At 49.5% G+C, this 25,676-nt stretch carries 29 protein-coding genes; 13 read left to right on the top strand and 16 right to left on the bottom strand.

The genetic code is table 11. The annotated features are described in order from the left end of the window. Positions 1 to 53 precede the first annotated feature (53 nt). A complete protein-coding gene (locus AC5M9B_RS06060) occupies positions 54 to 323 on the top strand; it encodes an HU family DNA-binding protein (protein ID WP_003677477.1) in 270 nt (89 codons plus the stop codon). An 89-nt stretch (positions 324 to 412) separates the two neighbouring features. Here AC5M9B_RS06060 and AC5M9B_RS06055 read toward each other — a convergent pair whose 3' ends face one another. From AC5M9B_RS06055 to AC5M9B_RS06035, 5 genes are all read right to left on the bottom strand, one after another. Beyond that, the gene (locus AC5M9B_RS06055; RefSeq protein ID WP_045072234.1) at positions 413 to 796 is read right to left on the bottom strand and encodes a VanZ family protein; all 384 of its coding nucleotides are present in this window, start codon (positions 794 to 796) and stop codon (positions 413 to 415) included. Further along, entirely contained in the window at positions 793 to 999 is a 207-nt protein-coding gene (locus AC5M9B_RS06050) for a hypothetical protein (protein ID WP_060974479.1), read from the bottom strand. The genes AC5M9B_RS06055 and AC5M9B_RS06050 overlap by 4 nt, the downstream gene beginning before the upstream one ends. A gap of 27 nt (positions 1,000 to 1,026) precedes the next feature. Further along, positions 1,027 to 1,605, bottom strand: a complete 579-nt coding sequence (pth, locus tag AC5M9B_RS06045) for an aminoacyl-tRNA hydrolase (protein ID WP_070491525.1) — start codon at positions 1,603 to 1,605, stop codon at positions 1,027 to 1,029. Positions 1,606 to 1,671: 66 nt separating this feature from the next. Then, positions 1,672 to 1,947, bottom strand: coding sequence for an RnfH family protein (locus AC5M9B_RS06040; RefSeq protein WP_070865025.1), 276 nt, complete (start codon positions 1,945 to 1,947; stop codon positions 1,672 to 1,674). Further along, positions 1,940 to 2,371: a type II toxin-antitoxin system RatA family toxin gene (locus AC5M9B_RS06035; protein ID WP_003742453.1), complete on the bottom strand. Its 432-nt coding sequence runs from the start codon at positions 2,369 to 2,371 to the stop codon at positions 1,940 to 1,942. The genes AC5M9B_RS06040 and AC5M9B_RS06035 overlap by 8 nt, the downstream gene beginning before the upstream one ends. A 227-nt stretch (positions 2,372 to 2,598) precedes the next feature. Here AC5M9B_RS06035 and AC5M9B_RS06030 point away from each other — a divergent pair, with 227 nt between their 5' ends. Next, positions 2,599 to 4,008, top strand: coding sequence for a tetratricopeptide repeat protein (locus AC5M9B_RS06030; RefSeq protein ID WP_487648382.1), 1,410 nt, complete (start codon positions 2,599 to 2,601; stop codon positions 4,006 to 4,008). Positions 4,009 to 4,324: 316 nt separating this feature from the next. Here AC5M9B_RS06030 and hpnC read toward each other — a convergent pair whose 3' ends face one another. Next, entirely contained in the window at positions 4,325 to 5,140 is an 816-nt protein-coding gene (hpnC, locus tag AC5M9B_RS06025) for a squalene synthase HpnC (RefSeq protein ID WP_146736408.1), read from the bottom strand. 104 nt (positions 5,141 to 5,244) lie between these two features. Then, on the bottom strand, positions 5,245 to 5,808 hold the full coding sequence (locus AC5M9B_RS06020; protein WP_045072243.1) for an RBBP9/YdeN family alpha/beta hydrolase: 564 nt from the start codon (positions 5,806 to 5,808) through the stop codon (positions 5,245 to 5,247). 214 nt (positions 5,809 to 6,022) lie between these two features. On the opposite strand from AC5M9B_RS06020, the gene crcB reads away from it, so the two are divergent. Then, complete coding sequence (gene crcB / locus AC5M9B_RS06015; protein WP_070655541.1) at positions 6,023 to 6,385, top strand: fluoride efflux transporter CrcB; 363 nt, start codon at positions 6,023 to 6,025, stop codon at positions 6,383 to 6,385. A 106-nt stretch (positions 6,386 to 6,491) separates the two neighbouring features. Here crcB and ispD read toward each other — a convergent pair whose 3' ends face one another. Together ispD and dnaQ are read right to left on the bottom strand one after the other, a co-directional pair. Continuing rightward, the gene (gene ispD / locus AC5M9B_RS06010; protein WP_101810050.1) at positions 6,492 to 7,181 is read right to left on the bottom strand and encodes a 2-C-methyl-D-erythritol 4-phosphate cytidylyltransferase; all 690 of its coding nucleotides are present in this window, start codon (positions 7,179 to 7,181) and stop codon (positions 6,492 to 6,494) included. After that, entirely contained in the window at positions 7,178 to 7,900 is a 723-nt protein-coding gene (gene dnaQ, locus AC5M9B_RS06005; protein WP_101810061.1) for a DNA polymerase III subunit epsilon, read from the bottom strand. The genes ispD and dnaQ overlap by 4 nt, the downstream gene beginning before the upstream one ends. Before the next feature lie 398 nt (positions 7,901 to 8,298). Here dnaQ and AC5M9B_RS06000 point away from each other — a divergent pair, with 398 nt between their 5' ends. Next, the gene (locus AC5M9B_RS06000; RefSeq protein WP_019271310.1) at positions 8,299 to 8,781 is read left to right on the top strand and encodes an NGO0322 family iron-responsive protein; all 483 of its coding nucleotides are present in this window, start codon (positions 8,299 to 8,301) and stop codon (positions 8,779 to 8,781) included. 184 nt (positions 8,782 to 8,965) lie between these two features. Next, positions 8,966 to 9,409 carry a DUF4124 domain-containing protein gene (locus tag AC5M9B_RS05995; protein ID WP_146736393.1) on the top strand — a complete coding sequence of 148 codons (444 nt, stop codon included), beginning with the start codon at positions 8,966 to 8,968 and terminating at the stop codon, positions 9,407 to 9,409. 83 nt (positions 9,410 to 9,492) lie between these two features. Here AC5M9B_RS05995 and purM read toward each other — a convergent pair whose 3' ends face one another. Further along, positions 9,493 to 10,527 (bottom strand): phosphoribosylformylglycinamidine cyclo-ligase, encoded by a 1,035-nt coding sequence (gene purM, locus AC5M9B_RS05990; RefSeq protein ID WP_003778032.1) that lies wholly within the window; start codon positions 10,525 to 10,527, stop codon positions 9,493 to 9,495. 204 nt (positions 10,528 to 10,731) lie between these two features. On the opposite strand from purM, the gene AC5M9B_RS05985 reads away from it, so the two are divergent. Next, positions 10,732 to 11,802, top strand: coding sequence for an AI-2E family transporter (locus AC5M9B_RS05985; RefSeq protein ID WP_146736392.1), 1,071 nt, complete (start codon positions 10,732 to 10,734; stop codon positions 11,800 to 11,802). Positions 11,803 to 12,067: 265 nt separating this feature from the next. Then, positions 12,068 to 12,784 carry an S-methyl-5'-thioinosine phosphorylase gene (locus AC5M9B_RS05980; protein ID WP_487648381.1) on the top strand — a complete coding sequence of 239 codons (717 nt, stop codon included), beginning with the start codon at positions 12,068 to 12,070 and terminating at the stop codon, positions 12,782 to 12,784. 243 nt (positions 12,785 to 13,027) lie between these two features. Here AC5M9B_RS05980 and metE read toward each other — a convergent pair whose 3' ends face one another. The 3 genes from metE to iscX form a co-directional block, all read right to left on the bottom strand. Then, the gene (metE, locus tag AC5M9B_RS05975; RefSeq protein ID WP_019271315.1) at positions 13,028 to 15,304 is read right to left on the bottom strand and encodes a 5-methyltetrahydropteroyltriglutamate--homocysteine S-methyltransferase; all 2,277 of its coding nucleotides are present in this window, start codon (positions 15,302 to 15,304) and stop codon (positions 13,028 to 13,030) included. A 135-nt stretch (positions 15,305 to 15,439) separates the two neighbouring features. Continuing rightward, the gene (gene metF, locus AC5M9B_RS05970; RefSeq protein ID WP_146736390.1) at positions 15,440 to 16,318 is read right to left on the bottom strand and encodes a methylenetetrahydrofolate reductase; all 879 of its coding nucleotides are present in this window, start codon (positions 16,316 to 16,318) and stop codon (positions 15,440 to 15,442) included. Between the two features lie 342 nt (positions 16,319 to 16,660). Further along, positions 16,661 to 16,858, bottom strand: a complete 198-nt coding sequence (iscX, locus tag AC5M9B_RS05965) for a Fe-S cluster assembly protein IscX (protein ID WP_003742471.1) — start codon at positions 16,856 to 16,858, stop codon at positions 16,661 to 16,663. A 333-nt stretch (positions 16,859 to 17,191) separates the two neighbouring features. On the opposite strand from iscX, the gene AC5M9B_RS05960 reads away from it, so the two are divergent. Then, positions 17,192 to 17,803 carry a hypothetical protein gene (locus tag AC5M9B_RS05960; RefSeq protein ID WP_146736389.1) on the top strand — a complete coding sequence of 204 codons (612 nt, stop codon included), beginning with the start codon at positions 17,192 to 17,194 and terminating at the stop codon, positions 17,801 to 17,803. 151 nt (positions 17,804 to 17,954) lie between these two features. Here the strand turns inward: AC5M9B_RS05960 and fdx are convergent, their stop codons facing one another. From fdx to hscA, 3 genes are all read right to left on the bottom strand, one after another. Further along, complete coding sequence (gene fdx, locus AC5M9B_RS05955; protein WP_146736387.1) at positions 17,955 to 18,296, bottom strand: ISC system 2Fe-2S type ferredoxin; 342 nt, start codon at positions 18,294 to 18,296, stop codon at positions 17,955 to 17,957. Between the two features lie 85 nt (positions 18,297 to 18,381). After that, positions 18,382 to 18,744: a TIGR02328 family protein gene (locus AC5M9B_RS05950; protein ID WP_101810046.1), complete on the bottom strand. Its 363-nt coding sequence runs from the start codon at positions 18,742 to 18,744 to the stop codon at positions 18,382 to 18,384. An 80-nt stretch (positions 18,745 to 18,824) separates the two neighbouring features. Next, positions 18,825 to 20,687 (bottom strand): Fe-S protein assembly chaperone HscA, encoded by a 1,863-nt coding sequence (gene hscA, locus AC5M9B_RS05945; protein WP_146736386.1) that lies wholly within the window; start codon positions 20,685 to 20,687, stop codon positions 18,825 to 18,827. A gap of 196 nt (positions 20,688 to 20,883) precedes the next feature. Between hscA and hpnD the strand changes: the two genes are divergently transcribed. The 5 genes from hpnD (at position 20,884) to AC5M9B_RS05920 (ending at position 25,385) form a co-directional block, all read left to right on the top strand. After that, entirely contained in the window at positions 20,884 to 21,732 is an 849-nt protein-coding gene (hpnD, locus tag AC5M9B_RS05940) for a presqualene diphosphate synthase HpnD (protein ID WP_487648380.1), read from the top strand. After that, entirely contained in the window at positions 21,729 to 23,042 is a 1,314-nt protein-coding gene (gene hpnE / locus AC5M9B_RS05935; RefSeq protein ID WP_146736384.1) for a hydroxysqualene dehydroxylase HpnE, read from the top strand. The genes hpnD and hpnE overlap by 4 nt, the downstream gene beginning before the upstream one ends. Before the next feature lie 116 nt (positions 23,043 to 23,158). Further along, positions 23,159 to 23,878, top strand: coding sequence for an SDR family oxidoreductase (locus AC5M9B_RS05930; RefSeq protein WP_003742488.1), 720 nt, complete (start codon positions 23,159 to 23,161; stop codon positions 23,876 to 23,878). A 225-nt stretch (positions 23,879 to 24,103) separates the two neighbouring features. Continuing rightward, positions 24,104 to 24,595, top strand: a complete 492-nt coding sequence (locus tag AC5M9B_RS05925) for a contact-dependent growth inhibition system immunity protein (protein WP_146736383.1) — start codon at positions 24,104 to 24,106, stop codon at positions 24,593 to 24,595. Between the two features lie 157 nt (positions 24,596 to 24,752). Next, entirely contained in the window at positions 24,753 to 25,385 is a 633-nt protein-coding gene (locus AC5M9B_RS05920) for a hypothetical protein (protein ID WP_146736382.1), read from the top strand. Positions 25,386 to 25,676 lie beyond the last annotated feature (291 nt).

Here is a 25,676-nt window from a genome sequence, read left to right as displayed (position 1 = left end):
AGCCCCGAGTATTCGGGCATTTCATTATTTTCAACGATAGGAAGGGACTGATTGTGAATAAGTCTGAATTGATCGAAGCAATTGCTCAAGAAGCCGGCATTTCTAAAGCTGCCGCCCAAAAAGCTCTGGATGCCACTACCAATGCTGTAACCAACGCTCTGAAAAAAGGCGACACCGTAACTCTGGTCGGTTTCGGTACTTTCTACGTTGGCGAACGCGCAGAACGTCAAGGCCGCAACCCTAAAACCGGCGAGCCTCTGACCATCGCTGCTGCTAAAACTCCTAAATTCCGTGCCGGTAAAGCATTGAAAGATGCCCTGTAATTTTCCCTTGTAAAAAACCGATTCCATATGGGGAATCGGTTTTTTATTTTATAGACTGCCTAAGAAGTTTTCAGTATTCGAATATGGCATCAGATAGGCTTTTGATTCTGTAATTTTGCAGTCTCTACCTTTTTGGCAAACCATAAGGCAGCCATTGTGCCAAGCATATCTGCTATTCCGTCTCCAAGTGAGCCTTCCCTTGTCGTTGTAAACGTTGCTTGAGCCCATTCGCTAAAGAAGGCAAACAATAAGGCGAATATCAATAGTTTTTTATAAGGCACGTGTTTTTGCTCGGCTAAAAAGATTTTGGCTATTAACCATGTTTGTGCAAAGAACGTAATGAAATGGGCAACCTTGTCGAAATTGGGAAAGGGAGGGGGCGCATTGCCGGACTCTTTGAAAAGTAATGCGTAAATACTTGCTGCAAACCAAGCTGCTGCTAACAAGGTAAACTTATTCAAAGGCAGTTTCATTGTGTTTCCTCATCCAGCCATTTTTGGCAGATGGCGGACAAACGGATAAATTTATCCCCCCGTTTGTCCAGTTCATCACGCCATAGTTTGACTTCTTCAATGGTCGGTGCTTCGTCCAAGCTGCATTCGTATAAGAAAAAGTCCAGTGTTTCTTCTACCGTTCCGACAGATTCTGTTTGAATTAATTCTAGAAGCTCATTCATTGTTTGCTCCCAAAGGTCGTCTGAAATTTATTTGCTGTGTAAAAAACGTACGGCTTCTTCCCATTCTCCGGCTAACAGCATGGGAACGGCTTTTAATGATTTATTGATGGCTTCATCAATTTGCTGCCTGTGTTCCGGGCTGGGTTTATTCAGGACATAGCCGACAACCAGATTTCGGTCTCCCGGATGATCGATACCCAAGCGCAGGCGGTAAAAATCAGGCGTTCCCAAGCGTGCCTGAATGTCTTTTAAGCCGTTATGACCGCCGTTTCCCCCACCCAATTTAAATTTTATCCTACCGCACGGAATATCCAGTTCGTCATGGACGACCAGTATTTCTTCGGGCTTGATTTTATAGAATTGTGCCAGCGCGGCTACTGCTTGACCGGAGCGGTTCATAAATGTTGCCGGTTTTAAAAGCCATAAGTCTGAGCCGGATATGCTGATGCGGGCTACTGAGCCGAAGAATTTTTTTTCTTCTTTTAAAGTGGCTTTATATTGCCATGCCAATTCGTCGATAAACCAGAATCCGGCATTGTGGCGCGTTTGTTCGTATTCCGCACCGGGGTTTCCCAGTCCTACAATCATTTTGATTTTATTTGACATTGTGTTTCCTCAAAGAGAGGTCGTCTGAAAACAGCAACAGGTTTTCAGACGACCTTTTCAAGCATTTTATTGGGTTTTACCGACCCGTGTGCGTCTTGCTTCTTTCGGGTCAATCAGTAAAGGGCGGTATATCTCGATACGGTCTCGGTCGCGCAACAAAACGTCGTCTTTGACTCTTTTTCCAAAGATACCCAGAGGGGCCGCATTCAAATCCAATTCAGGAAAATCTTTATCCAAGCCGCTTTGAAGCACAGCTGTCCTTGCGGTTGCTCCTTGCTCAATGCGGATTGAGCGTAATATCTGCTTTTCAGCCGTTCCGTAAACAATTTCGATTTCAAGCATAGCGTCTGTCTGCCTCTTTGACGAATGCGTCGACCAGCGTACCGGAAAGGTGGTTGAATACGGGGGAAATGACGGTAGAAAGCAGCATATTGGAAAAATCATATTCCAAACGAAATTCGATTTTACACATATCTCCGCCCAAATCGATAAACTTCCATGTACCGCGTAAGGTTTTAAAAGGGCCTTCCAGCAAGTCCATACGGATTTCCGAGCCGGGAATGTTGTGGTTGTGTGTCGCAAAAGATTGACGCACACCCATATAGTCCATGAACAGCCGTGCTTTGAGTTCCTTATCTTTACGCTCTATGACCTCGGTTTTACTGTACCAGGGGAGAAAGTTTGGATAGTCCTCAACTTTATCGACCAAGTCGAACATCTGTTTTGCGCTGTGCAGCACCAATACGTTTTTTTCAACCTTTTTCATGGTTAAAACGGCCTGAAAGAAAAATCGTATTATAAACGAGTTTACCGTCTTTTTCAGACGACACTTCACTGTATTATATATCTGATAATAAGATGATTATTATAATAGAATAAACAAGAAGGCGAAATTCTGATAAACTTGCGCGACTTGGCCGCCGGTTGGCTTGTATAGCATAAAACAAGAAAAATTAATTATCCGGCGCATTTTAGACAAATCGGATTATAAAAATGAATACCGCTGACACATTTTACAGGGAAGCAATTTCACATTTGACTAGGACACCTCCTGATTTTGAAGCAGCCGTTCCTTTGTTGCGTCAGGCTGCGCAAGCAGGGCATGCGGAATCCGCATTTCAACTTGCAGGCTGTCTGTTGCAGGGCTTAGGGATCTCGGCGGATAGGCAGGCAGGTATCAGACTGATGCAGCAGGCTGCGGGAAGCGGGCATCCTTATGCTCGATACAATCTGCTCCAGATTCAAGAATCACAAGGCATGCCTTTCAATACATTGATGGCGGCGTACAAGGAGCTGGCTGAAGAAGGTATCATTCATGCCCAGCTTAAACTGATGCGGAGTTTGCATGACGATGGGCGGCATGAAGAGGCGTTGCAATGGGCGTACATGGCTGCCGCTCAGCATCATCCGCAGGCATTATACTTTTTAGCGCAACACCATCAATATGCCTCACCTCCCGATTTTGCTCAGGCACATTTGTTTTACCGACAAGCTGCGGAGCAGGATTTTCCTGCAGCACATTGGCAGCTGGGACTGCAATATAAATTAGGACAGGGAACCGACCCGAACAAGCAGCTTGCCGTCGTTCATCTGCGCCATGCGGCTGATAGCGGGATTGCTGCCGCACAAACCATGTTGGCAGATTTACTGCTGGAAACTGATCCGCAAGAGGCCATACACCGTTTGAAGGCTGCGGCAAGAGGAGGCAGCAGCGACGCACAGGTAAGATTGGCAGAAATTTACCTCTTGGGAAAATGGGTGGAACGCAATACCGGCAAGGCTCATGTGTATGCGGAAAAAGCGGCTGCACAGCAGCATTCCGAAGCCTTAAGGATTTTGGGCGATATTTACCGTTATGGTCTGGGTGTGCTTCCCGACCCTATGAAGGCACGGCGCTATTACCGTCAGGCAGCGGATAAAGGAAATATGCAGGCACATCAGAAACTACTTGCCGATATTGCCTTGGGCAATAAGTCTGAGGAATATGCTGAAGCAAAAGAAAAAGCTTTGAAGAAGCAGGAAGCAGAGCAACTTTATCAGCAGGCGTTTGCCGCGCATTATGGTTTGAACCGCCATCCCGATCATTCGGAAGCGTTGAGGCTGTATGAACGTTCGGCTTTATTGGGTCATGGGAAGGCGCAGACCAATTTGGGCATGATGTATTACAACGGACACGGTACGGCACAGAATTATGCCAAGGCGGCAGAATGGTTCGAAAAAGCGGCACTAAACCATGATGCAATGGCGCAATACAATCTTGCCTGCCTTTATTTTAACGGAACGGGCATAGCGCATGATGCAGATGAAGCGTGTAAATGGTTGGAAGCCGCTATCCGCAACGGACACGATCAGCCTGATGTATTGAAGCAGCTTTTGGCGCAATGGCGGCAGGCAGTGGCTTAAGCCGAATGTCGGCGTTTCAATAGATCATATATTAAACGTTGTCTGAAAACCGTCAGGCTTTCAGACAACGTTTGATTTATGTATATCCAAGTAAATGAGTTTATGGCGGGTTTAACAAGTAGGACGTTGCCTTGCCAAGTTCAAAGAGAATAATTTTTACGATTTGAAATTATTGATTAGGTTGGCGATGTATTCTCACTACAAACGAGGATAAGGTAACTATTTTTCAAGATACATTTGATGAGAGGGCTGTGATGAGGTCGTCTGAAAACAGCCTTGAAGCTGAGTTTTCAGGCGACCTTTTGCGCCGGCCGGTTTATTTCTTCAAGAATGCCCGTTTCAAAATAATCAGCCAATCTTTTTTATCCAAAATAGGGCGTTGTGTAAACATATCGTATTTGCAGCCGTCCAGTTTCTGCAAAATCAGTTGTCCGCCGACAATAATCATCCGCAATTCAAATCCCAAACGGCCTTTCAGCGTTTTACCCAAGGGCGAACCGCCTTTGAGCATTTGGAACGCGCGGTTGCATTCATACGCCATCAGTCTTTGGAACGCAAAATCTGCTTTACCTTCGGCGATTTGCGCTTCGCTGACGTTAAATTTTTGCAAGTCGTCCTGCGGGATATAAACACGGCCTTTCTGCCAATCGACGGCAACGTCCTGCCAAAAGTTGATGAGTTGCAACGCGGTACAGATGCCATCGCTTTGGGCGATGCTGACTTCGTCGGTTTGTCCGTACAGGTGCAGCATAATGCGCCCGACCGGATTGGCGGAACGGCGGCAGTAATCGATCAGGTCGCCAAAATCCTGATAACGGGTTTTGACAACATCTTGACTGAATGCGGACAAAAGATCGTAAAACGGCTGCAGTGGCAGCTTGAAAGGCGCGATGGCTTCACGTTGCAAACGTTGCATTAGCGGGGTCAGCGGCGTTTCGCCACGCTGTATGCGGTCGAGTTCGGATTTGAGTTCGTCCAAAGCGCGCAAGCGTTCATCGGCCTCGGCATTGCCTTCATCGGCGAGGTCGTCCGCAGTGCGCGCAAAAGCGTAAACGGCATGGGTAGGCTTGCGCAGGCGGCGCGGCATGACAAGCGAGCCGACGGGGAAATTTTCGTAATGGTTGACGGACATGATGGATTCGGGATTCAGGTATTGCAGGTGATAGAATGTCGATTCGTTTTTTTGCGGGCAGATGCCCTGTAATGTGAAATTTGAAGTGCTTGACGGCTGATATTCTAGCCCGTAAGCATCGGTTTCAATACTTCCCAAGCTTGCGGCAGTTCTGTGAAGCCGTCGGATGCCATCAGGTGTCCGCCTTTGGCGATGTGGGTAACGGGGCTTTTGAGTTTTTCCGCCATACTCAAGGTCAATTCGGGCGGAACGTGGGTGTCGTTGTCGGAGACAATGCAGTGTTTAGGCATTTGGATTTTGCGCAGGATGTCGAATTCGGGCGCGGCCCCTTTTATGTAGGCATCAAGGACGGGCAGAGGGGGCAGTGGGTCAGCGAATCCTGCCGCCAGTACTAAGCCGCCGATTTTTTCGGGCTGCTGACGGCTGAGGAAGTGCAGAAGGGTGATGCAGCCTAGGCTGTGTCCGACTAAGAAGGTGCTTTCGTCGGGTTTGCCGATGTGTTGGTCGAGGGCGAACTGCCAAGAAGAAACGGTCGGCCGTTCGGGATTGGGCATCGCCAGCGAGTCAGCTTGGAAGCCTGCGGCGCGGACTTGTGCCGAGAGCCAGTCAAACCAGTTGCCGTGCGGATTGCCTTCAAAACCGTGTACGATAAAGACGCGTCGGGGCATGTCGATTACTCCTTTTCAGACGACCTGTCGGGTGTGTCGATTTGCTTATTATAACACTCATCGTTTATTTCAGTTTTATCGTTACCTTTGGTAAGAGCGATTTGAACTTTGGTTGCAATCTAAGCAAGTATGTCTGTTAAAGCTTGGAGAAATCAGTATTTTTATTTTCAGACGACCTTGCGTACGGTAATTTCAGTTTGTCTTTAATTTGATTATGAACTTCTTAAATATTTTTCCGGTTGCCCTAGGGGCGGTTGTCGGCGCAGTATTGCGTTGGATATTTGGTTTGCTGCTTCCCGCTGCACCGATTTTGGGCTGGGGGACGCTGGCCGCAAACTGGATAGGGGCTTTGCTTATCGGATTTTGTGCCGAATGGGTCGCAGATCCTCAATGGCGTTTGCTGTTGATTACCGGTTTCTTAGGCAGTCTGACCACATTGTCCTCTTTTTCCCTTGAGACTGTGGCTATGATGCAGGAGGGGCGGTGGGTAGCTGCTGCATTATCCGTATGCCTCCATGTCGGCGGTTCGTTTATATTGACGGCAGCGGGCATTTGGTTGGCCCATTGTTTGAAATGAAGCAAAACTATTCGAGGTCCTGCTAGCGTTGCTTTACTGCTTACCGAAAAAAGGTCGTCTGAAAATCCAAATTCTGGTTTTCAGACGACCTTTTTGTCGAGGTTATTCAAGTATTCAAAAGCAGCCGTATAATAAATTCGTCCTGAGGGAGGGTTAATTTGAGATTGCGGATATCCCCCTGTACCAGTAGAGGCCTTATGCCCAGTTGTTCTACGGCAGAGGCTTCATCGGTAATACCGTTTAAGTCGGAGGCGGATAGGGCGCGATTCAATAATCCGGCTTGAAAAAGTTGCGGTGTCTGTGCCTGCCATAAGTCTGTACGGGGTACGGTTTCCAGGATTTGTCCGTCGGTATCGGAACGTTTGATGGTGTCGGCTGCGGGAATGGCCAAAATGCCGCCTTCTGCTTTTGTTCCGGCTTCCTGAATCAGGCGTGACAGGGCATCGTGGGGCAGGCAGCAGCGGGCGGCATCGTGAACCAAAATATTATCGTGGTTATCCGCCAACTTCTTTTCTATCAGTGTTTGCACACCATTACGGACGGTTTCTGCCCGGGTATTGCCTCCGACGTTGAAAATCACTGTCTTATCAGAGGTCGTCTGAAGATGATTAATAAAAGGATCATCAGGTGAGACAACAATGGCGACCAAGTCGATAAGCGGATGCTGTGTAAAAATGGCAACCGTATGCTCTAAGACGGTTTTGCCGTGTATCCGGATATATTGTTTGGGTTTGCCTGCACCGAAGCGAGTGCCGACCCCTGCGGCGGGAATCAGGGCGATGTGCTGTCTGTTCATACATTCTCTCCCGCGGCTGTCCGTCTCCATATGCAGGCTTCTCCTAGCGCGTCGAGATATTTTTCGTGTTCTGCAAGCTCTTCAGAATTGGCTTTGATGATTTTTAAGCGCGACGAACGTTTTGTTTCGGCGATGATGACAGGTTTGTCTTCTTTTGTTTCTTCTTCACCTTCTCCACCCATTAAGTCGAATTGTTGGCGCGTCATCGCCAAATAAACTTCGCCTAAAAGTTCGCAGTCGATTAAAGCACCATGCAGTACGCGTTTGCTTTTATCGATGGAGAGGCGGTTGCACAAGGCATCCAGGCTGGCTTTTTGCCCAGGAAACATTTCACGCGCCATTGCCAGCGTATCCGTAATCTCGCAGCCAAGCTCTTCAACGGAGGGCAGACCCATACGGCGGAATTCCATATTTAAGAAGCCTACGTCGAATTTTGCATTGTGGATAATCAATTCCGCTCCACGGATAAATTCGCTGATTTCCTGTCCGACCTTTGCAAACGGCGGAGCGTTTTTCTCTTCCAAAACGTCAATCGTCAGCCCGTGTACGCGTGCGGCTTCTTCAGGCATATCGCGCTCGGGATGGACATAAAGATGCAGGAAGCTTCCGGTCATTTGGCGGTTGACCATTTCCAGTCCTGCAAACTCGACCAAGCGGTCGCCGTTTTCGGCGTAAAGGCCGGTGGTTTCGGTATCAAGGATAATCTGGCGTCTCATCAAATGCTCCAATGACTGACTGAATGAAAAAATGTTTCGTATCATACTCAAGGAGGGGGTGAAAGTATAGAGTGGAGTTGCTTTGTATCCTTATTGGGATGTTGTTTAGGTGATGGCAAATATTTTAGACAAGTGGGGCATGAGCAGTCTTATGGTTACGAAAAGGTAGAAATTGCTGACAATTTTCAGACGAGCTAAAGCAGTTTGTCTTTCAAAAGGCTGATAGATACTAAATCCTGAGTAAAGTACTCAACTTTTAAAAAATTAATTTCTTTTTAAATCATTGTGTTATTTCTATTTTATAAAATAGTAACAATTATCATTTGCAAAATTAAAAAATACTCGTATAATTCAACTCATCGAAACGAAACAACAGCGCAACAGAACGAAAGGAGAATGAAATGCCGGAAAGTATTTTCAAGCAAGTCTCCCTTGATATTCTGAGACTGCATCAACAAACCATCCGCTCGCTTTTGGCAACCCAATGTTGCAACGATTGTGAAGTTCATGATGTTTTCTATATTACGCTGGACGGACGTTATTATGTTTGGCTGCCTTGTATGAATAAGGCAGAGCAATTAGAAGCGGGCATTTTGCTGATTGAAGACGAATCCAGCGATATTCGTCTGAGCTGGGTGGCAAATACCCGGGAAGTACAGAAAAAAGACAGCTTATATGAAAAAGTTGTTTCCGCTTTACAACGCCGGTTGCGGCAGACGAAAAATAAGTTTATCCAGGCTAAAGATACTTGCCTGCTTGAGCTGACCCCAAAGCAAGGTCGTCTGACGACAGGCAGCAGAGATTTATCGCTTTCACCGCATGATTTGATGAAAGCACTTTATCCGGCAACCCATCAATTAAAATCAGGAGGATTTGCCTTGTAACAGTTTTGGTAGTGGTTTGTGTTCCTTTTGCGCCCCTTAAATGTTTAAAGGGGCGATTTTTTTTGCTTTTGATACACAGTAATCGTCTTGTTATGACATATTCTTGTTATGACATATTATTTAAAATCAAGTACAATATTGTCATTTCAAATTAATCGCTCATCATTTGAATAGGGGAATTTTAATGAAAATGAAACTTTCTGCATTATCCGTATTAGCGGCAGCAGTTTTGTGTTCTTCCGTCGCATTGGCGGCAGACAGTGTCTATACGTGGAAAAATGGCAAGGGGAACAGCTATTCCGATACGCCGAACCGGCTCAAGCTTGACCGCTCCAATGTAATGAATATCCGTACGCACAGCGTCAAGGCGGCAGTCAAACCCAAGTCCGAAGCTGCGGACGAAGGTACGCTGGCAGAGCAACAGGCTAAATTAAATGAGCGGATGTTGGCTAAGAATAAACTGATCGAGGAGCAAAATAAAAAAATTGAGGAAGAAAACCGTAAGAACAAAGAAGACAACTGCCGTATCGCACGAATGAACCAACAGTCTGCCGAAAGCGCGCGCGTCGCTAATCGTGATGATTTGGTCAAGCGGTATCAAGGAGATGTTGCCAAATATTGCAATTAATGGGTTACAAAATTTAAAAGGTCGTCTGAAACAGATGGTTTGGCTGTTTCAGACGACCTTTTATTTAGATTCAGGCTTTCGATTTAAGCCACTTGGGTTTGATGCTCGTCGCCATTGCGTTCGCGGATTTTACCCAAACGGTAAACCGTTTCGCCCTGTTCGGTTAAGAATGCCTGCACCGCGTCGGCATCTTCTTCGGCAATTACGACCACCATGCCGATGCCGCAGTTGAAGGTGCGGTACATTTCTTGCGTTTCCACATTGCCTGCCTGTTGCAGCCATTGGAACAGCTTGGGCAATTCCCATGCTTTGGCATCGATTTGGGCGACGGTGTTTTCAGGCAGGATGCGCGGCACGTTTTCAGTGATGCCGCCGCCAGTGATGTGCGCCATGCCTTTAATAGTGAATTTTTCCAAAGCGGCGAGGATGGGTTTCACATACAGGCGGGTCGGGGCGATGATGGTTTCGCGCAGGGTTTTGCCGTTGTCGAACTCGGCATCCAAATCGGGATTGTCGCGGGCGATGATTTTGCGGACGAGGGAGTAGCCGTTGGAATGTGCGCCGTTGGAAGCCAGACCCAACACGATGTCGCCTGCTTTGATGCTTCGGCCGTTGATAACGCGCTCTTTTTCAACCACGCCGACGGCGAAGCCTGCCAAGTCGTATTCGCCTTCGGGATACATACCGGGCATTTCGGCGGTTTCGCCGCCGATAAGGGCGCAGCCGGATTCTTCGCAGCCTTGGGCGATGCCTTTAATCACGTCGGTAGCGCGGGCGACGTCGAGTTTGCCGCAGGCGAAATAGTCGAGGAAGAACAAAGGTTCTGCGCCTTGAACCAAAATATCGTTGACGCTCATGGCGACGAGGTCGATGCCGACGGTGTCGTGTTTGTCCCAATCGAAGGCGAGTTTGAGCTTGGTGCCCACACCGTCGGTGCCGCTGACGAGGACGGGATTTTTGTATTTTTTGCTGATTTCGACCAATGCGCCGAAGCCGCCCAAATCACCCAACACTTCGGGACGCATGGTGCGTTTGGCAAAAGGTTTGATGTTTTCGACCAGTTGGTCGCCTGCGTCAATATCGACGCCTGCGTCGCGGTAGCTGAGTGGAGTGCTCATGAATGGGTTCCTTATCGTGATTGGGACGGAAAAACGATGGGGCGTATTTTACCTTATTTTGCAGGCGCGGGCTTGGATTTTTCGGTGATTTTGTAAACAATCTGAGGTTTCAGACGACCCCGTTTATTCTGTTATACTGGACGGTCAGGGGTCGTCTGAAAACGATTGCGGCGGCTCCCGCTGAAACACACATGGAAAGGTTTTATGTATCAGAAAAAAACGCGCGGCATGAAGCCGTGGATCATTATGGGCTGCGTGATTGCGGCTTTTGTCTGGCTGCTGTACGCGCTGGGCGACATCCTGACGCCGTTTATTGTGGCGGCGGTGTTGGCTTATGTGTTGAATCCGCTGGTGGAATGGTTGCAGAAGAAAAAGATTAAACGCGGTCCCGCGTCCATGATGGTGATGGTATTCGCTTTGCTGTTGCTGCTGTCGCTGATGCTGATTATTGTGCCTATGCTGATCAACCAGTTTAACAATATGGTCAGCCGCATTCCCCAAATTGTCGATTTTACGCAAAACAGGCTGCTGCCTTGGCTGAATCATGTGGCGGGCAATTATGTGCATATCGATCAGGATTCGGTAGTCAAATGGTTGCAGTCGCATACGGGCGAATTGAGCAACACGCTCAAGGCTTGGATGCCGACGCTGATGCGCCAAAGCGGCAACGTCATCAGCGGCATGAGCAACCTGATACTGTTGCCGCTCTTGCTGTATTATTTCCTTTTGGACTGGAAACGCTGGTCTTACGGCATCAGCGCGTTGGTTCCGCGCCGCTTTATCGACACTTATACGCGTATCACCAGCAATATGGATGAAATTTTGGGCGAGTTCCTGCGCGGGCAGTTGATGGTGATGCTGATTATGGGGCTGGTGTACGGGGTCGGGCTGATGCTGGTCGGACTGGATTCCGGTTTCGCTATCGGTATGATTGCCGGTATTTTGGTGTTTATCCCGTATTTGGGCGCGTTTACCGGACTTTTGCTGGCAACCGTCGCCGCTTTGCTGCAATTTGGCACATGGAACGGTCTGATTATGGTGTGGGTAGTGTTCGCTATCGGACAATTCCTCGAGAGTTTTATCGTTACCCCAAAAATCGTCGGCGACCGCATCGGCCTGTCGCCGTTCTGGGTGATTTTCTCATTGATGGCTTTCGGACAACTCATGGGCTTCGTCGGCATGCTCGCCGGTCTGCCGCTTGCCGCCGTAACCTTAGTCTTGCTGCGCGAAGGTGTGAATGCTTATTTTCACAGCCGTTTTTACAAACACAAGTAAAAGGACAAAAAGGTCGTCTGAAATCAGATATGGGTTTTCAGACGATCTCCCTGCCTTTCTTCGACAGCCATGTTGAACAATTTTGCACTTTGGTTTATATCTGGTTTCCTGTCGATGTTGATATGGGAAGTGCTTCCCGTAGATGACGGATACAGCTTTCCAGAAAAAATGAAGGTATTAATCCTGTTTTCCATTTTCATGGCTGTTTTGCAAACCTTTTTCTTTCCGACACTCAATCCCTAAAATCACTTACACAAAGGACCATATGTTAGCCATCATCGGCGGCAGCAGCCTGACTAAGCTGCCCGAACTGAGCATCACCGACCGCAAAATCGTCCGCACCCCCTACGGACTAACCAGCAGCCCTGTCTTAAGCGGCAAACTGGGCAGTCAGGACATCATCTTCCTCGCGCGGCACGGCTTCGGCCATACCGTCGCGCCGCACGAAATCAACTACCGCGCAAACATCTGGGCGTTGCATTCCATAGGCGCGGAATACATCGTCGCCGTTTCCTCCGTCATCAGCATCAACGACCGCTTTGAAAACGGCGCACTCGTCCTGCCCGACGACTTGATCGACTACACCTACGGTCGTAAAGACACCTTTTTTGAAGGACAGGAAGAACCGGTCGTACACACCGATTTTCTCGAACCCTACACTGCCGGGCTGCGCGAAAAAATCGTCGAACACGCGCAACAGCACCAAATGCCTTTATACACCCAAGCCGTTTACGGCTGCTTGCAAGGACCGCGCTGGCCGACCCGCGCCGAAATCCAACGTTACCGCCGCGACGGTGTGGACGTATTGGGCATGACCGGAATGCCCGAAGCCGTCCTCGCCCGCGAACTGGGCATCCAATACGCCCACTTCTGCGGCATCACCGACATCCGCTGCCTCAGCGGAGGGACGGAAGGGGCGGAATGCGGCTTGGAAACCGAGCTTGCCGTTGAAAAAATCCGCCGCTTACTTGCGGGTTTGTAAATAACATCTTTTATGGAATGACTTTAAATACAGGACATGGCAATGAAACTGTGGGTAGCGTAAGCAGTACGAAGCTGATTCATCTGTTGTCTCATCATTGGGAATCATCTTTCTGAAGCTTAGGTGAGGCAATGCCGTATTGCTTCAAAGTTAATCCACTATGTTTTTCTCTTGATTCTTTAAACCATATAAAAAGGTCGTCTGAAAATTTTCAGACGACCTTTTGACTACGCTAGTTCAAACTTATTTTGCCAATTCGGCACGCAGTTTGTGGGTAACGTTCATCATCACTTGGAGTTGTTCCAGAGTTTCTTTCCAACCACGTGTTTTCAGACCGCAGTCAGGGTTCACCCACAGGCGTTCAACCGGTACGACTTCGATGGCTTTACGCAACAGGTGTTCTACTTCGGCTTCCGTCGGTACGCGTGGGCTGTGGATGTCGTAAACGCCCGGACCGATGTCGTTCGGGTATTTGAACTCGCCGAACGCGGTCAAGAGTTCCATGTCGGAACGCGAAGTCTCGATGGTAATCACATCGGCGTCCATAGCTGCGATGGCGGGCAGGATGTCGTTGAACTCAGAGTAGCACATATGGGTGTGGATTTGTGTGCTGTCTTCGCAACCGGTAGAGGACAGGCGGAAGGATTCGCCGGCCCAGTTCAGGTAGGCATCCCAATCGGCACGTTTCAAAGGCAGACCTTCGCGGATGGCAGGTTCGTCGATTTGGATGACTTTGATGCCTGCTTTTTCCAGATCCAATACTTCGTCGTTCAGGGCCAGTGCGATTTGTTTGCACACGGTAGAACGTGGGATGTCATTGCGGACGAAAGACCATTGCAGGATGGTTACGGGGCCGGTCAACATGCCTTTCATCGGGCGTTTGGTCAGGCTTTGTGCGTAAGTGGACCAAGCGACAGTCATGGCTTCAGGACGGCTTACGTCACCGAAGATGATCGGTGGTTTAACGCAGCGTGAGCCGTAGCTTTGTACCCAGCCGTATTGGGTGAACGCGAAACCGCTCAACAATTCGCCGAAGTATTCGACCATGTCGTTACGCTCGGCTTCGCCGTGTACCAATACGTCCAAGTCCAGTTTTTCTTGCTCTTCAACCACCAAGGCGATTTCTTTTTTCATCGCGGCTTCGTAATCGGCGGCAGACAGTTCGCCTTTTTTGAAGGCTGCGCGTGCTTGACGGATTTCGGTAGTTTGCGGGAAAGAACCGATGTTGGTAGTCGGCAGCAGAGGCAGGTTCAACCATGCTTGTTGCGCTTTGATACGGTCGGCAAACGGTGATTTGCGTTGGTCTGCGTTGGCAGGCAGGTCGGTCAGGCGTTTGGCAACGTCTGCGCGGTGGATTTCGCTGCTGTTGGCGCGTGAATCGGCGGCAGCTTGGCTGGCAGCGAGTTCTTCGGCAACGGAATCACGACCTTCGTTCAATGCGGCTTTCAGAACGCGCAATTCTTGGGTTTTTTGCAGGGTAAATGCCAACCAAGAGTACAGGTCGGGTTTGTTGGCTTTCAGTTTTTCTTCAACTGACAAGTCAAATGGGGTGTGCAACAGCGAGCAAGAGCTGGAAATCCACAAGCGGTCGCCCAGTTTGGCTTTCAGAGGCTCGACAGTTTCCAAAACTTTATTCAGGTTGGCGCGCCAGATGTTGCGGCCATCGATAATGCCGGCAGACAGAACTTTGTCGTAGTCGGCGAACGCGTCCAGTTGTTCGGGAGCGCGTACCAAGTCGATATGCAGGCCGTCAACAGGCAGTGCTTTCAGCAATGCGGCGTGTTCGGCAACGGAACCGAAGTAAGTGCTCAACAGGATTTTGGCGTTTACTTTGCTCAAAGTAGCGTAAACGTCTTTGTAGGCTTCTACCCATTCTTTAGGCAGGTCAACAGCCAATGCAGGCTCGTCGATTTGAATCCATTCAGCACCGGCTTCAACCAAAGCGTTCAGGATTTCAACGTAAACGGGCAGCAGTTTTTGCAACAGGCTCAGGCGGTCGAATTCGACTGCGCCTTTTTCTTTACCTACCCACAGGAAGGTCAGCGGGCCGACGATGGTTGGTTTGGCTTTCAGGCCGAGGGCTTGGGCTTCTTTCAGTTGTTGAACGTAGTGATTGGCGTTCGCTTTAAATTCGGTATCGGCGTGGAATTCAGGCACCAGATAGTGATAGTTGGTGTCGAACCATTTAGTCATTTCGATGGCGAATTGGTCTTTGTTGCCGCGAGCCAGTTGGAAGAATTGTTCCAAAGACAGGTTTTGGCTGTCGAAGCCGAAACGGGCAGGAATCGCGCCGGTAGCGACTTGCAGGTCGAGGATGTGGTCGTAGAAAGTGAAATCGCCTACGGCAACGTAATCGGCGTTGGCGGCGGCTTGGTGTTTCCAGTTTTTCTCGCGCAGGTCTCTGGCAACGTCAAGCAGCTCTTGTTCGCTGATTTCTTTGCGCCAGTATTTTTCTTGGGCGAATTTCAATTCACGGAAGGCGCCGACACGCGGGAAGCCTGAGAAATGTAATGTTGTCATGTTGAACTCTCCAGTTGGATTTTGTAAGGACCGGTTCAATCCGAATCGGTCGGTATTGTAAATCAGAATAGGGCGGATGGGGCGGCGTTTTATTTTTCAGACGACCTCTGAGGTCGTCTGAAACCGTTTTCGGCTTTAAGGACGCACGCCTAAAATATGGCAGATGGCGTAAGTCAGCTCGCTGCGGTTGAGCGTGTAGAAGTGGAAATCTTTCACGCCTTCGCGGGACAGGACTTTGACCATGTCGATGGCGATACTTGCCGCCACCAGATTGCGCGTGCCTTGGTCGTCGTCCAAGCCTTCATACATTTGCGACAGCCATTTCGGGATTTTGACGTTGGTTACTTGCGCCATTTTGCCGAGTTGCTTGAAGTTGGTAACAGGCAGGATGCCGGGAACGATTTCGACGTCGATGCCCAACATCACACAGCGGTCGCGGAAGCGCAGGTAGCGTTCTACGTCGAAGAAGAATTGGGTGATGACATGGTTTGCACCTGCATCGATTTTGCGCTTCAGATTAATCAGGTCGGCTTGTGCGGATTTCGCTTCGGGATGCACTTCGGGGTATGCCGCTACGGAGATGTCGAAGTCGGCGACGGAGCGCAGGAGTTTGACCAAGTCTTCGGCGTAAAACGGTTTTTTCTCATAACCGGGCGGCTCGTCGCCGCGCAGGGCGACGATACGGCGGATGCCGCTGTCCCAATAGTCTCTGGCGATTTGGCGCAATTCGTCGGGAGAGGCGTCGATGCCGGTCAGGTGCGGCGCGGCTTCCAAGCCGGTTTCCTGTTGGATGCGTTTGACGATGCTGTGCGTACGGTCGCGTTCGCCGGAGTTTGCGCCGTAGGTTACGGAGACGAATTTTGGATGCAGGGTTTGCAGGCGATGGATGGAGTCCCACAGCATGGTTTCCATTTGCTCGTTTTTCGGCGGGAAAAATTCGAACGAAACGTTGATGTCGCCTTTCAAATCGGAAAGGCTGTTATTTAACGCATTGATTTCTTTTGCGTAACTCATTTGCTGCGTACCTCGGTTGTCTTTTTTAAACGTTTTCAGGCTGGTATGATAAATTTGCCTTGTGTATGAGTCAAATTCAAAATTTTCAGAAAGTTTATGAATTATTTTAATGTAGGTACCGTTGAACCTGTTCCTATTTATATGAGGACAGGCTGAGAAGAAAATACCTATTCAGAGATGTGGGGATGTTTTGAAATTAAATAACTTTCAATGTCCGGTATTTCACTTGAGCAGCGGCATCGACGGAATATTTCGCATTTGAATTTGCACGAAGCCCGTTAAAACGTCGTCTGAAAATTTTTCAGACGACGTCTTTGTCTTTAGCTTGCAAACGATACAGCTTCACTCAGCCTCTTCAATCCATGCCTGTTGTACGGCTTCGAGGATGCGTTCGCCGCAGCGTGCGGGATCGTCGTCGAAGTCAGGCAACGCCATAATCAGGTCGCGCAACTGGGTGAAGCGAACGGTTTTAGGGTCGATGCTGTCGCCGTGCAGGTCGTAGAGTTCTTCGGCGATGCGTTGGGTGTCTGTCCATTTCATGATGTCGTTCCTTTTGGATTGTCCGAATTTTCGATTCAGGTTTCAGTTGTAGGAGTATTTTAATGCTTCTATAAACCGAGCGGCAGGCTTTTGTTCAGCCGTTTTAGGCAATGATGAGGCATACAGGGTAATAGGCGGCTTGGGTAAGCGCTTGTCTGCAATGCCAAATGCTTCCGAAATCGCACATGGTATTTTCCTATGTAATATTTTCATTTCAGACGCTTAAAACATTTTGCTGACTTTCACTTAGAAAAATTTACATTTTGTCATGCAACCAAATCATATGGAATGGTTCTTAAAGTAATCCATTACAGTATGAATAAGAGGAAATTGATGAATAACACACTCAATGCCAAATTATCCAAACTTATTTACGCGCTCGCTTCCGATGACCCCAATTATCTTGCCAAAGCGGGCGTGTTCGACCGCTTGCTGCTGCTTATCCGCGAGCTTTATCAGATGCTGGACGAGAGCGAAGGGCTGAATCGGCTTTCGCTGCGCCTGCGTTATGGCAAGCGTTATGGCATGATTGCTTTGGATGCCGCCGCGCCTGGCGAAGATGCGGGCGCTTTGCGTTTGAAACGCTGGATGGTGTATTCGCGCATTGCGGAACGCATCGTCGGCTGCGGCAACGACTTGTCTGTCGCGCTTGACGACATGGTGGTGGAAAACGAAGAAGCGAAACAGCGTTATACAGATGCCGCAAACGAAATCATCAAACGCTTCGGCTTGGCGGGCTATGTACCCGAGCCGCCGAAATCCGTGGCAGCCGCTGCGCAAAACGAGCCTGCGCCGAAGCCCGAACCTAAGAGCATTATTACCCGCCGCGGCAGTAGCCTCAGTATGCTCAATGTTAAAGGCGAGGTGGAACGTTACCCGGTTGCCCAAGCTGCTTCGTCAATGAAGATTTCTCACTTGAAATTTGTTGTTTCCCGCTCCAAATAACGGTTGAATGGTTTAACGGTTTAATAAAGCTTTAACGGAAGGTCGTCTGAAAACGGTCGGTAAGGCAGTTTTCAGACGACCTTTTGTTTGGTTAAAATTTGGCAGAGGTCGTCTGAAAATTGCTGTATCCGTTTCAGACGACCTCTTTGCATCAATGATCTTCGCGCGCGTGGTTGATGGTGTATTTGGGGATTTCGACCACCAAATCTTCGTCGGCGACAACCGCCTGACAGCTCAGGCGCGAGTCGGCTTCCAAGCCCCATGCCTGGTCGAGCAGGTCTTCTTCCAATTCGGTCGGCTCTTCCAAGCTGTCGAAGCCTTTGCGGATGATGACGTGGCAGGTGGTACAGGCGCAGGATTTTTCGCAGGCGTGATCGACTTCGATGTCGTGGTCGAGCAGCACGTCAAGGACGGTTTTGCCTTCGGGGGCGTCTTTGATGACTGCGCCTTCGGGACATAATACGGCGTGTGGGAGTACGGTGATTTTGGGCATTTTTATTGTCTCTTGTAATGAGTGGGTAGGGTTTGTCAGTCGTTTTAAGACGACCTTTTGCGATGAAGGGGTCGTCTGAAACCATTTATAACATGATACCTTTGCTTTTTAAATTTTCCAGACATTCGTCCAGATACGCATCATCGTGTTCGGGGTAAATCGGCGAATCGGCAGCTTGGATATCGTGTGCGGGATAAGGGGTAACCGCTTTGCCGCGATACAGCGGGTCTTTCCACAGCGGGTCGGGTTTGTAGCCGCGTTTTTCCATTTCTTCCATAATCAGCGCGTGATACTGATAGAGTTTGTCAGGCGAATGGGTGAAAACGTAATTCACCGTCGCGTGCGGTCTGCCCCAGCCTGCTCCGCGAAGTGCGGCGCATTCGCGGTGTTGCCCTAGAAGCTGGCCGCGGGGAAGCAGGGGAATGAGGGTTTGGTGCCAGAGTCTCATAGAAGAAATCGTTTCAGATTGGATATTAGATTTTCAGACGACCTTTGTGTCTTTCGGGGTCGTCTGAAACCGGTTAACCATCAAATATTATCGACACTTTGCCCAGTCAACGCACGTTGGATGTTGCGGTTCATGCGTTTGGCGGCGAAGTTGTCAGTGCTGCGGCTGAGTTTGGCGACGGCGGCGCGGATGTCTTCGGCGTTGCCGTCTTTCAGACGACCTTGCAAATCGGCGATGTCTTGCTGGATTTGTGCAAGCTCTTCGGCATCAAGCAAATCGCTATCCAACTCAAGGGCGGCGTTGACGGCGTCGGTCAGGCTTTCGGCTTCTACCACGGCTTCGGCGCGGGCGCGTGCCGCCATGTCTTCGGCGGCGTTGCTCATGCTATCTTTGAGCATTTGGGTGATAGTGTCGTCGTCCAAGCCGTAGGAAGGTTTGACTTCGATTTGCGCCTGTACGCCGGTGCTTTGTTCTTGGGCGGAAACGGACAGCAAGCCGTCGGCGTCCACTTGGAAGGTAACGCGGATACGCGCCGCGCCCGCGGTCATGGGCGGAATGCCGCGCAGGGTGAATTTGGCAAGGCTGCGGCAGTCGGAGACAAGTTCGCGCTCGCCTTGTACGACGTGTATCGTCATGGCGGTCTGGCCGTCTTTGAAGGTGGTGAAATCCTGCGCGCGCGCGGTGGGGATGGTGGAATTGCGCGGGATGATTTTTTCGGCGAGTCCGCCGTAGGTTTCCAAACCGAGCGACAAGGGGGTAACGTCCAGCAGCAGCCATTCGCCGTCGGTTTTGTTGCCGGCAAGGACGTTTGCCTGTATGGCGGCGCCGAGCGCGACAACTTCGTCGGGGTTGAGGTTGTTCAGCGGGGTTTGTCCGAAGAAGGTGGCGACCGCTTGTTGGACGTGCAGCATACGGGTGGAACCGCCGACCATAATCACGCCTTTGATGTCGGCTTTCGTCACGCCCGCGTCTTTCAGGGCCTGTTTGACCGGCTCTATGGTTTTTTGCACCAAGTTTTGCGTCAGGTGGTGAAACTCTTGGCGGGTAATGACGGTATGGATTTTGCGGCCGTCTGAAAGCGTGGCTTCGACGACGGCTTCGGTTTGGCCGGTCAGTTGTTCTTTGGCGGTGCGGACAAGGGAAAGCAGAAGCTGGCTGTCGCGCTCGTTGAGTTTGGAAAGGTCGTTTTGTTCGAGCAGGTGGCAGAACAGGCGGTGGTCGAAATCGTCGCCGCCCAATGCGCTGTTGCCGCCGGTGGCTTTGACTTCAAACAGCCCTTTGGTCAGTTGCAATACGGATACGTCGAATGTGCCGCCACCCAAGTCGTAAACGACAAACGTGCCTTCCGAGGCGTTGTCCAGCCCGTAGGCAATCGCAGCGGCGGTCGGCTCGTTGAGCAGGCGCAATACGTTTAAGCCCGCCAAACGCGCGGCATCTTTGGTGGCTTGGCGTTGTGCATCGTCGAAATAGGCGGGAACGGTAATGACGGCGCCGACCAAATCGCCGCCCAATGTTTCTTCGGCACGCGCTTTGAGGGCTTTGAGGATTTCAGACGACACTTCGATAGGCGTTTTGGCACCTTGGCGGGTGTTCAGCTCGACCACGCGCTCGTTGGGCGTGAACCGGTAGGGCAGGTATTGCGCGTCCTGCGCGAGGTCGGCAAGCGTGCGGCCGATAAGGCGTTTGGCGGAACTGACTGTGTTCAGCGGGTCGGTTTTTTGGGCGGAAAGGGCGGTTTTGCCGACTTCGACGGCGTCGCCTTCGCCATAGCGGACGACGGAGGGCAGGGTGGTGCGCCCGTCAATATCGGTCAGACAAACCGGGCTGCCGCTGCGGACGGTGGCAACCAGGCTGTTGGTCGTACCCAAGTCGATGCCGACGGCGAGGCGGTGTTGATGCGGAGCGGCGGACATGCCGGGTTCGGAAATCTGCAAAAGAGCCATGATTGTGTGCCTTTTGATGCTGTATTTATTAGGATAGGTCGGTATTTTAACAGATTTCGGGCGGATAGTTGAGCGGTTTGGTAGGGAATTGCGATAATCGGATTGCGTTTATTTATAAAGGTCGTCTGAAATTTCCCTACTGCGCCAAATCCGATAAAATTCGATTTTACTATTATGATAATTTTTAGGACACGCCGTGCAAGGACTTGATTATTGCCGTCAAAAGGCAGAAGAAAGCCGCTCCAGTTTTTTATCGGGCTTCCGTTTCCTGTCGCAGGAAAAGCGGGATGCGATAACGGTTTTGTATGCTTTTTGCCGCGAATTGGACGATGTGGTCGATGACTGCTCCGATCCAAATGTGGCTCAGGCAACGCTGAACTGGTGGCGCGGCGATTTGGACAAGGTATTCGGCGGGATGATGCCGGAGCATCCGGTTAATCAGGCTTTGCGGCAGATAAAGGAAACCTTCAAGCTGCCGAAATATGAATTGGAAGCCTTAATCGACGGGATGCAGATGGATTTGCTTCAGGCGCGTTACGGCAGTTTTGAAGAGTTGAAACTGTATTGCTACCGTGTCGCAGGCGTAGTCGGCTGCCTGATTGCACGGATTTTGGGTTTTTCAGACGACCGAACGCTGGAATACGCCGATAAGATGGGGCTTGCGCTGCAACTGACAAACATTATCCGCGATGTCGGCGAGGATGCGCGCAACGGTCGGATTTACCTGCCGATGGAGGAAATGCAGCGGTTTGACGTACCTGCAAGCGTGATTATGCAGTGTAAGCCGACGGATAATTTTGCCGAACTGATGCGCTTTCAAGTTTCACGCGCCCGCGAGACTTATCGTGAGGCGATGTCGCTCTTGCCCGCTGCCGATAGAAAATCCCAAAAAGTCGGGTTGGTGATGGCGGCGATTTATTACGCGTTGCTGAACGAAATCGATCTCGACGGCGCGCAAAACGTCTTGACTTATAAAATTGCCATTCCTTCGCCGCGCAAAAAGCGTATTGCCCTGAAAACCTGGTTATTCGGATTTAAGCCATGAACACTCCGCATCTTCGCCCGAAAATTGCCGTCGTCGGTGCAGGCTGGGCAGGTTTGTCCGCCGCAATATCGTTGGCGCGCCGTGCTGATGTTACCGTGTTTGAAGCAGGTCGGCAGGCTGGGGGTAGGGCGCGTACTTTGGTTGGAAACGCTGACGGATTCAGCTTTTTGGACAATGGGCAGCATATTTTGCTCGGTGCGTATCACGGCGTATTGACGCTGATGGAACACATCGGTGTTGACCCAGAAGCCACGTTCTGCCGTTTGCCCCTGCAATGGCATATGTACGAAGGTTTGCAGTTTCAAAGTACGAATCTTCCTTCGCCGCTGCATATTTTGACCGGCATATTGCGTGCTAAAAACATTTCGTTTTCGCTGAAAATTAGGTTGTTATCCGATATGGGGGCGTTGCAGCGTTACGCACGCGGCAAGCGTGCTGATTTGGCTGTTGCCCAATGGCTGCGGCAGCGCAATGTTCCGCGCAGGCTGGTTGCAGAGTTTTGGCAGCCGCTGGTGTGGGGTGCGCTCAATACGCCGTTGGAACACGCGAGTCTGCGCATACTATGCAATGTGTTGTCTGACGGCGTGTGGGCAGACAAACCAGGCAGCGATTACCTTTTACCCAAGCGCGATTTAGGTGCAATTATCGCCGAGCCTGCGTTGGCAAAACTCAAGCAATTCGGGGCGGACATCCGTCTTGAAACCCGTGTAGGTCGTCTGAAAAACTTTCCTGACGGACGCATTGTTGTGAATGATGAGGCTTTTGATGCCGTTATTGTTGCGACTGCGCCGTATCATGCCGTCCATCTTTTCCCTGAAGATACTCCCGACTATATTCAGACGACCTATCAAAACCTCCGCTACCACTCGATTACTACCGTTTATCTTCGCTATGCTGTTCCCGTCCATCTGCCCGCGCCGCTGACCGGATTTGCCGATGGCACGGCTCAATGGCTGGTGTATCGCGGCGCACTCGGTTTGCCGATAAACGAAGTCGCCTCCGTCATCAGCGTTTCCGATTATGTAGGCGCGTTCAAAAGTCAAGAATGGGCGGAGAAAGTCCATGCCGACGTAAAACGCATCTGCCCTTATTTGGACGAACCCGAAGCCGTCCGTGTTATCACCGAAAAACGGGCGACCACAGCCTGCACGCCTGATTCCAGCCCCCCCGATTTTGCTTGGTTGCACCAACGGCGCATCTATCTGGCAGGCGACTACCTGCACCCGCACTATCCGGCCACGTTGGAAGCGGCGGTACAGTCAGGTTTAATGGCGGCGGAAAGGTGTTTGGCAGATTTCGGATTAATATAAAGGTCGTCTGAAACTTAAATCCGAGTTTCAGACGACCTATTCCGAGTGCCTTTACAAGACACGGCAAACCGTTAAAATATCTTAAATCCCTTAAATTTCACAATCAAGGAAGAATTATGCCGACATTGCAAAATAAAACGATTCTGGTAACCGGAGCATCGCAAGGCCTGGGCGAACAGGTGGCCAAAGCCTATGCCGAAGCGGGGGCGACCGTGATTTTAGTTGCGCGCCATCAAAAAAAGCTGGAAAAAGTTTATGATGCGATTGTCGAAGCAGGCTGTCCCGAGCCGTTTGCCATTTGTTTCGATCTAATCGGCGCGGAAGAAAAAGAATTCGAACAATTTGCCGCGACCATCGGCGAAGCGATTCAGGGCAAACTCGACGGTATCGTCCATTGCGCCAGCTATTTTTACGCGCTCTCGCCTTTAGATTTCCAAACCGTCGCCGAATGGGTCAACCAATACCGTATCAACACCGTTGCACCGATGGGGCTGACCCGCGCACTACTCCCGCTGCTGAAGCAGTCGCCCGACGCGTCCGTCATCTTCGTAGGCGAGAGCCACGGCGAAACCCCGAAAGCTTACTGGGGCGGTTTCGGTGCATCCAAAGCCGCATTGAATTATTTGTGTAAAGTGGCCGCCGACGAATGGGAACGCTTTGAAAACCTGCGTGCCAATGTTCTGGTCCCCGGTCCGATTAATTCGCCGCAACGCATCAAATCCCATCCCGGCGAATCGAAGAGCGAACGTAAAAACTACGAAGACGTATTGCCCCAGTTTGTTTGGTGGGCAAGTGAAGAGAGCAGGGGGCGAAGCGGCGAAATCGTTTATCTTTGATTTGCTTCTACCGTAATTTGAAAGGTCGTCTGAAAAGGTTTCAGACGATTTTTTCATTGCTTCTTTATTCGCTCATGAAGCCTTCCTCAACCTGCCTTAAGGTTTTATGCGGATTACGGCGTGCTTGCTGCACAAACCAATACGGAGCAAAGATTGCAGTTGCACCGTGTGGTAGAGTATGGCAAAAGTCAAAACATTACAGTCAAAATTACGGAGATCGAATAAATGACTTTCAATCAAGAACAAGATTATTGGGCTGGCTATAAGGCAAATGAAAGAGCCTTGATTATTCAAACATGGTCAGGATTTGGGCGATATGCTCCAGACCACCTATATCCCCCTCATATCCTGCCATTGGATACCGACAATGGAACTTTAGGCACGACAGTCTTACAAGCATTGGCGAACAGCAGGACGTTAGACAACGAAGCTGAACGTATTGATTTTTTAAAACAGGAAAGTTTTAAACCACGTTATGAGGATTGGGTTGCCAACCTATGCGGGAACTTGGGCTATAAAACCAGACGCGCCCTATTTAAAAACATGATGAGCGGGGATATTTGGCTGCACAACGGCTGCCTGAAAATCAGCCCGAGCCGCCATGTCAAGCTGGAAGCGTGGGATGCCATTGATGCAGACGATGTAATTTTATCATTGGATAACAGCCCTGAAGAAATTGGTGTAGGCTTAAGGTTGGCATTGAGCTGCTGCCGATAATATTTGGCAAAAGGTCGTCTGAAAGCCGGAAACTTTTTTCAGACGATCTTTTTTATCACACTCAAAGCCCGCGTGTATACCGCACACACCTTACCTGCACAGGTTTAATGCGGGCTACGGCTTGCTGAAGATAAAGTTATTAAGGAATTTGGCAAATATGGAAAAGATTGAGAAATTTAAATCTGAATTATTAGATAACATCTTTGAGTACATCCAGTGTATATCCATTTTTGTCTATAAGAGAAATATATATTATTTGATTGATTATAAAGAAAATTTCATATTAAACATGAAATTAGACTTAGATTTGGATTTTAAAAACGGGAATATTACGTTAGAACAATATCAGGATGAAATGAATAGTTGTTATTACCGAAATGGCATCTGGCAATTAACTAAGGACAATTTCGAAAGCTATCTTCAATCAGAGTCAGTCATTGAATTAAAAAAGGATGAATTGAAGGAACTGATGTTTCAGGGGTTTACTTCTGATGAAGCGGTAAGGTTATATTCCGTTGTCGAAAATAAGTTGTCGTACAATAAACCTATCTCGGATTCCAGCAAACAAAGTGATTTCTTAAAAATCAATCAGATTTCTTCGAGACTGCCGTTGTTTTATATTAATTTTGATACGGAAGTTTACCTTCATATGGATTGGGACAGATGCCATGAAGATTATGTCTATGATGGTTGGTTTTCTAAGGCGATGGACTTTGGGTATTTGATACCGGACGAATTTTGTTATTGGAAAATCGAAGGACGGGATTATTGGAAATTTCGGCAATTATAAAAATAAATAAATGATACAAGTCGTAGTCTGCCCAAAACTGAAGGTGGGGGCTGAGGCACGCACGAGGTTCAACAAGTGATATTTCGCATCATTTGATAATAGGTCGTCTGAAAGTTGGAAAATCGTTTCAGCAGGCGTAGGTCGGATTCTCGAATCCGACAGCTTCATGGGAGAGATTTGATCGGATACAAGTGTCCGACAGCTTTATGCGGAAGGTTTTGTCGGATACAAGTATCCGACCTACAAATTTTGGATAAGGAAAGGTCGTCTGAAAATTTTTCAGACGACCTT

This window comes from Neisseria flava, assembly GCF_982712965.1.
The sequence above is the reverse complement of the archived record's forward strand: the minus strand, read 5'-3'. Positions and strand labels throughout refer to the sequence as shown.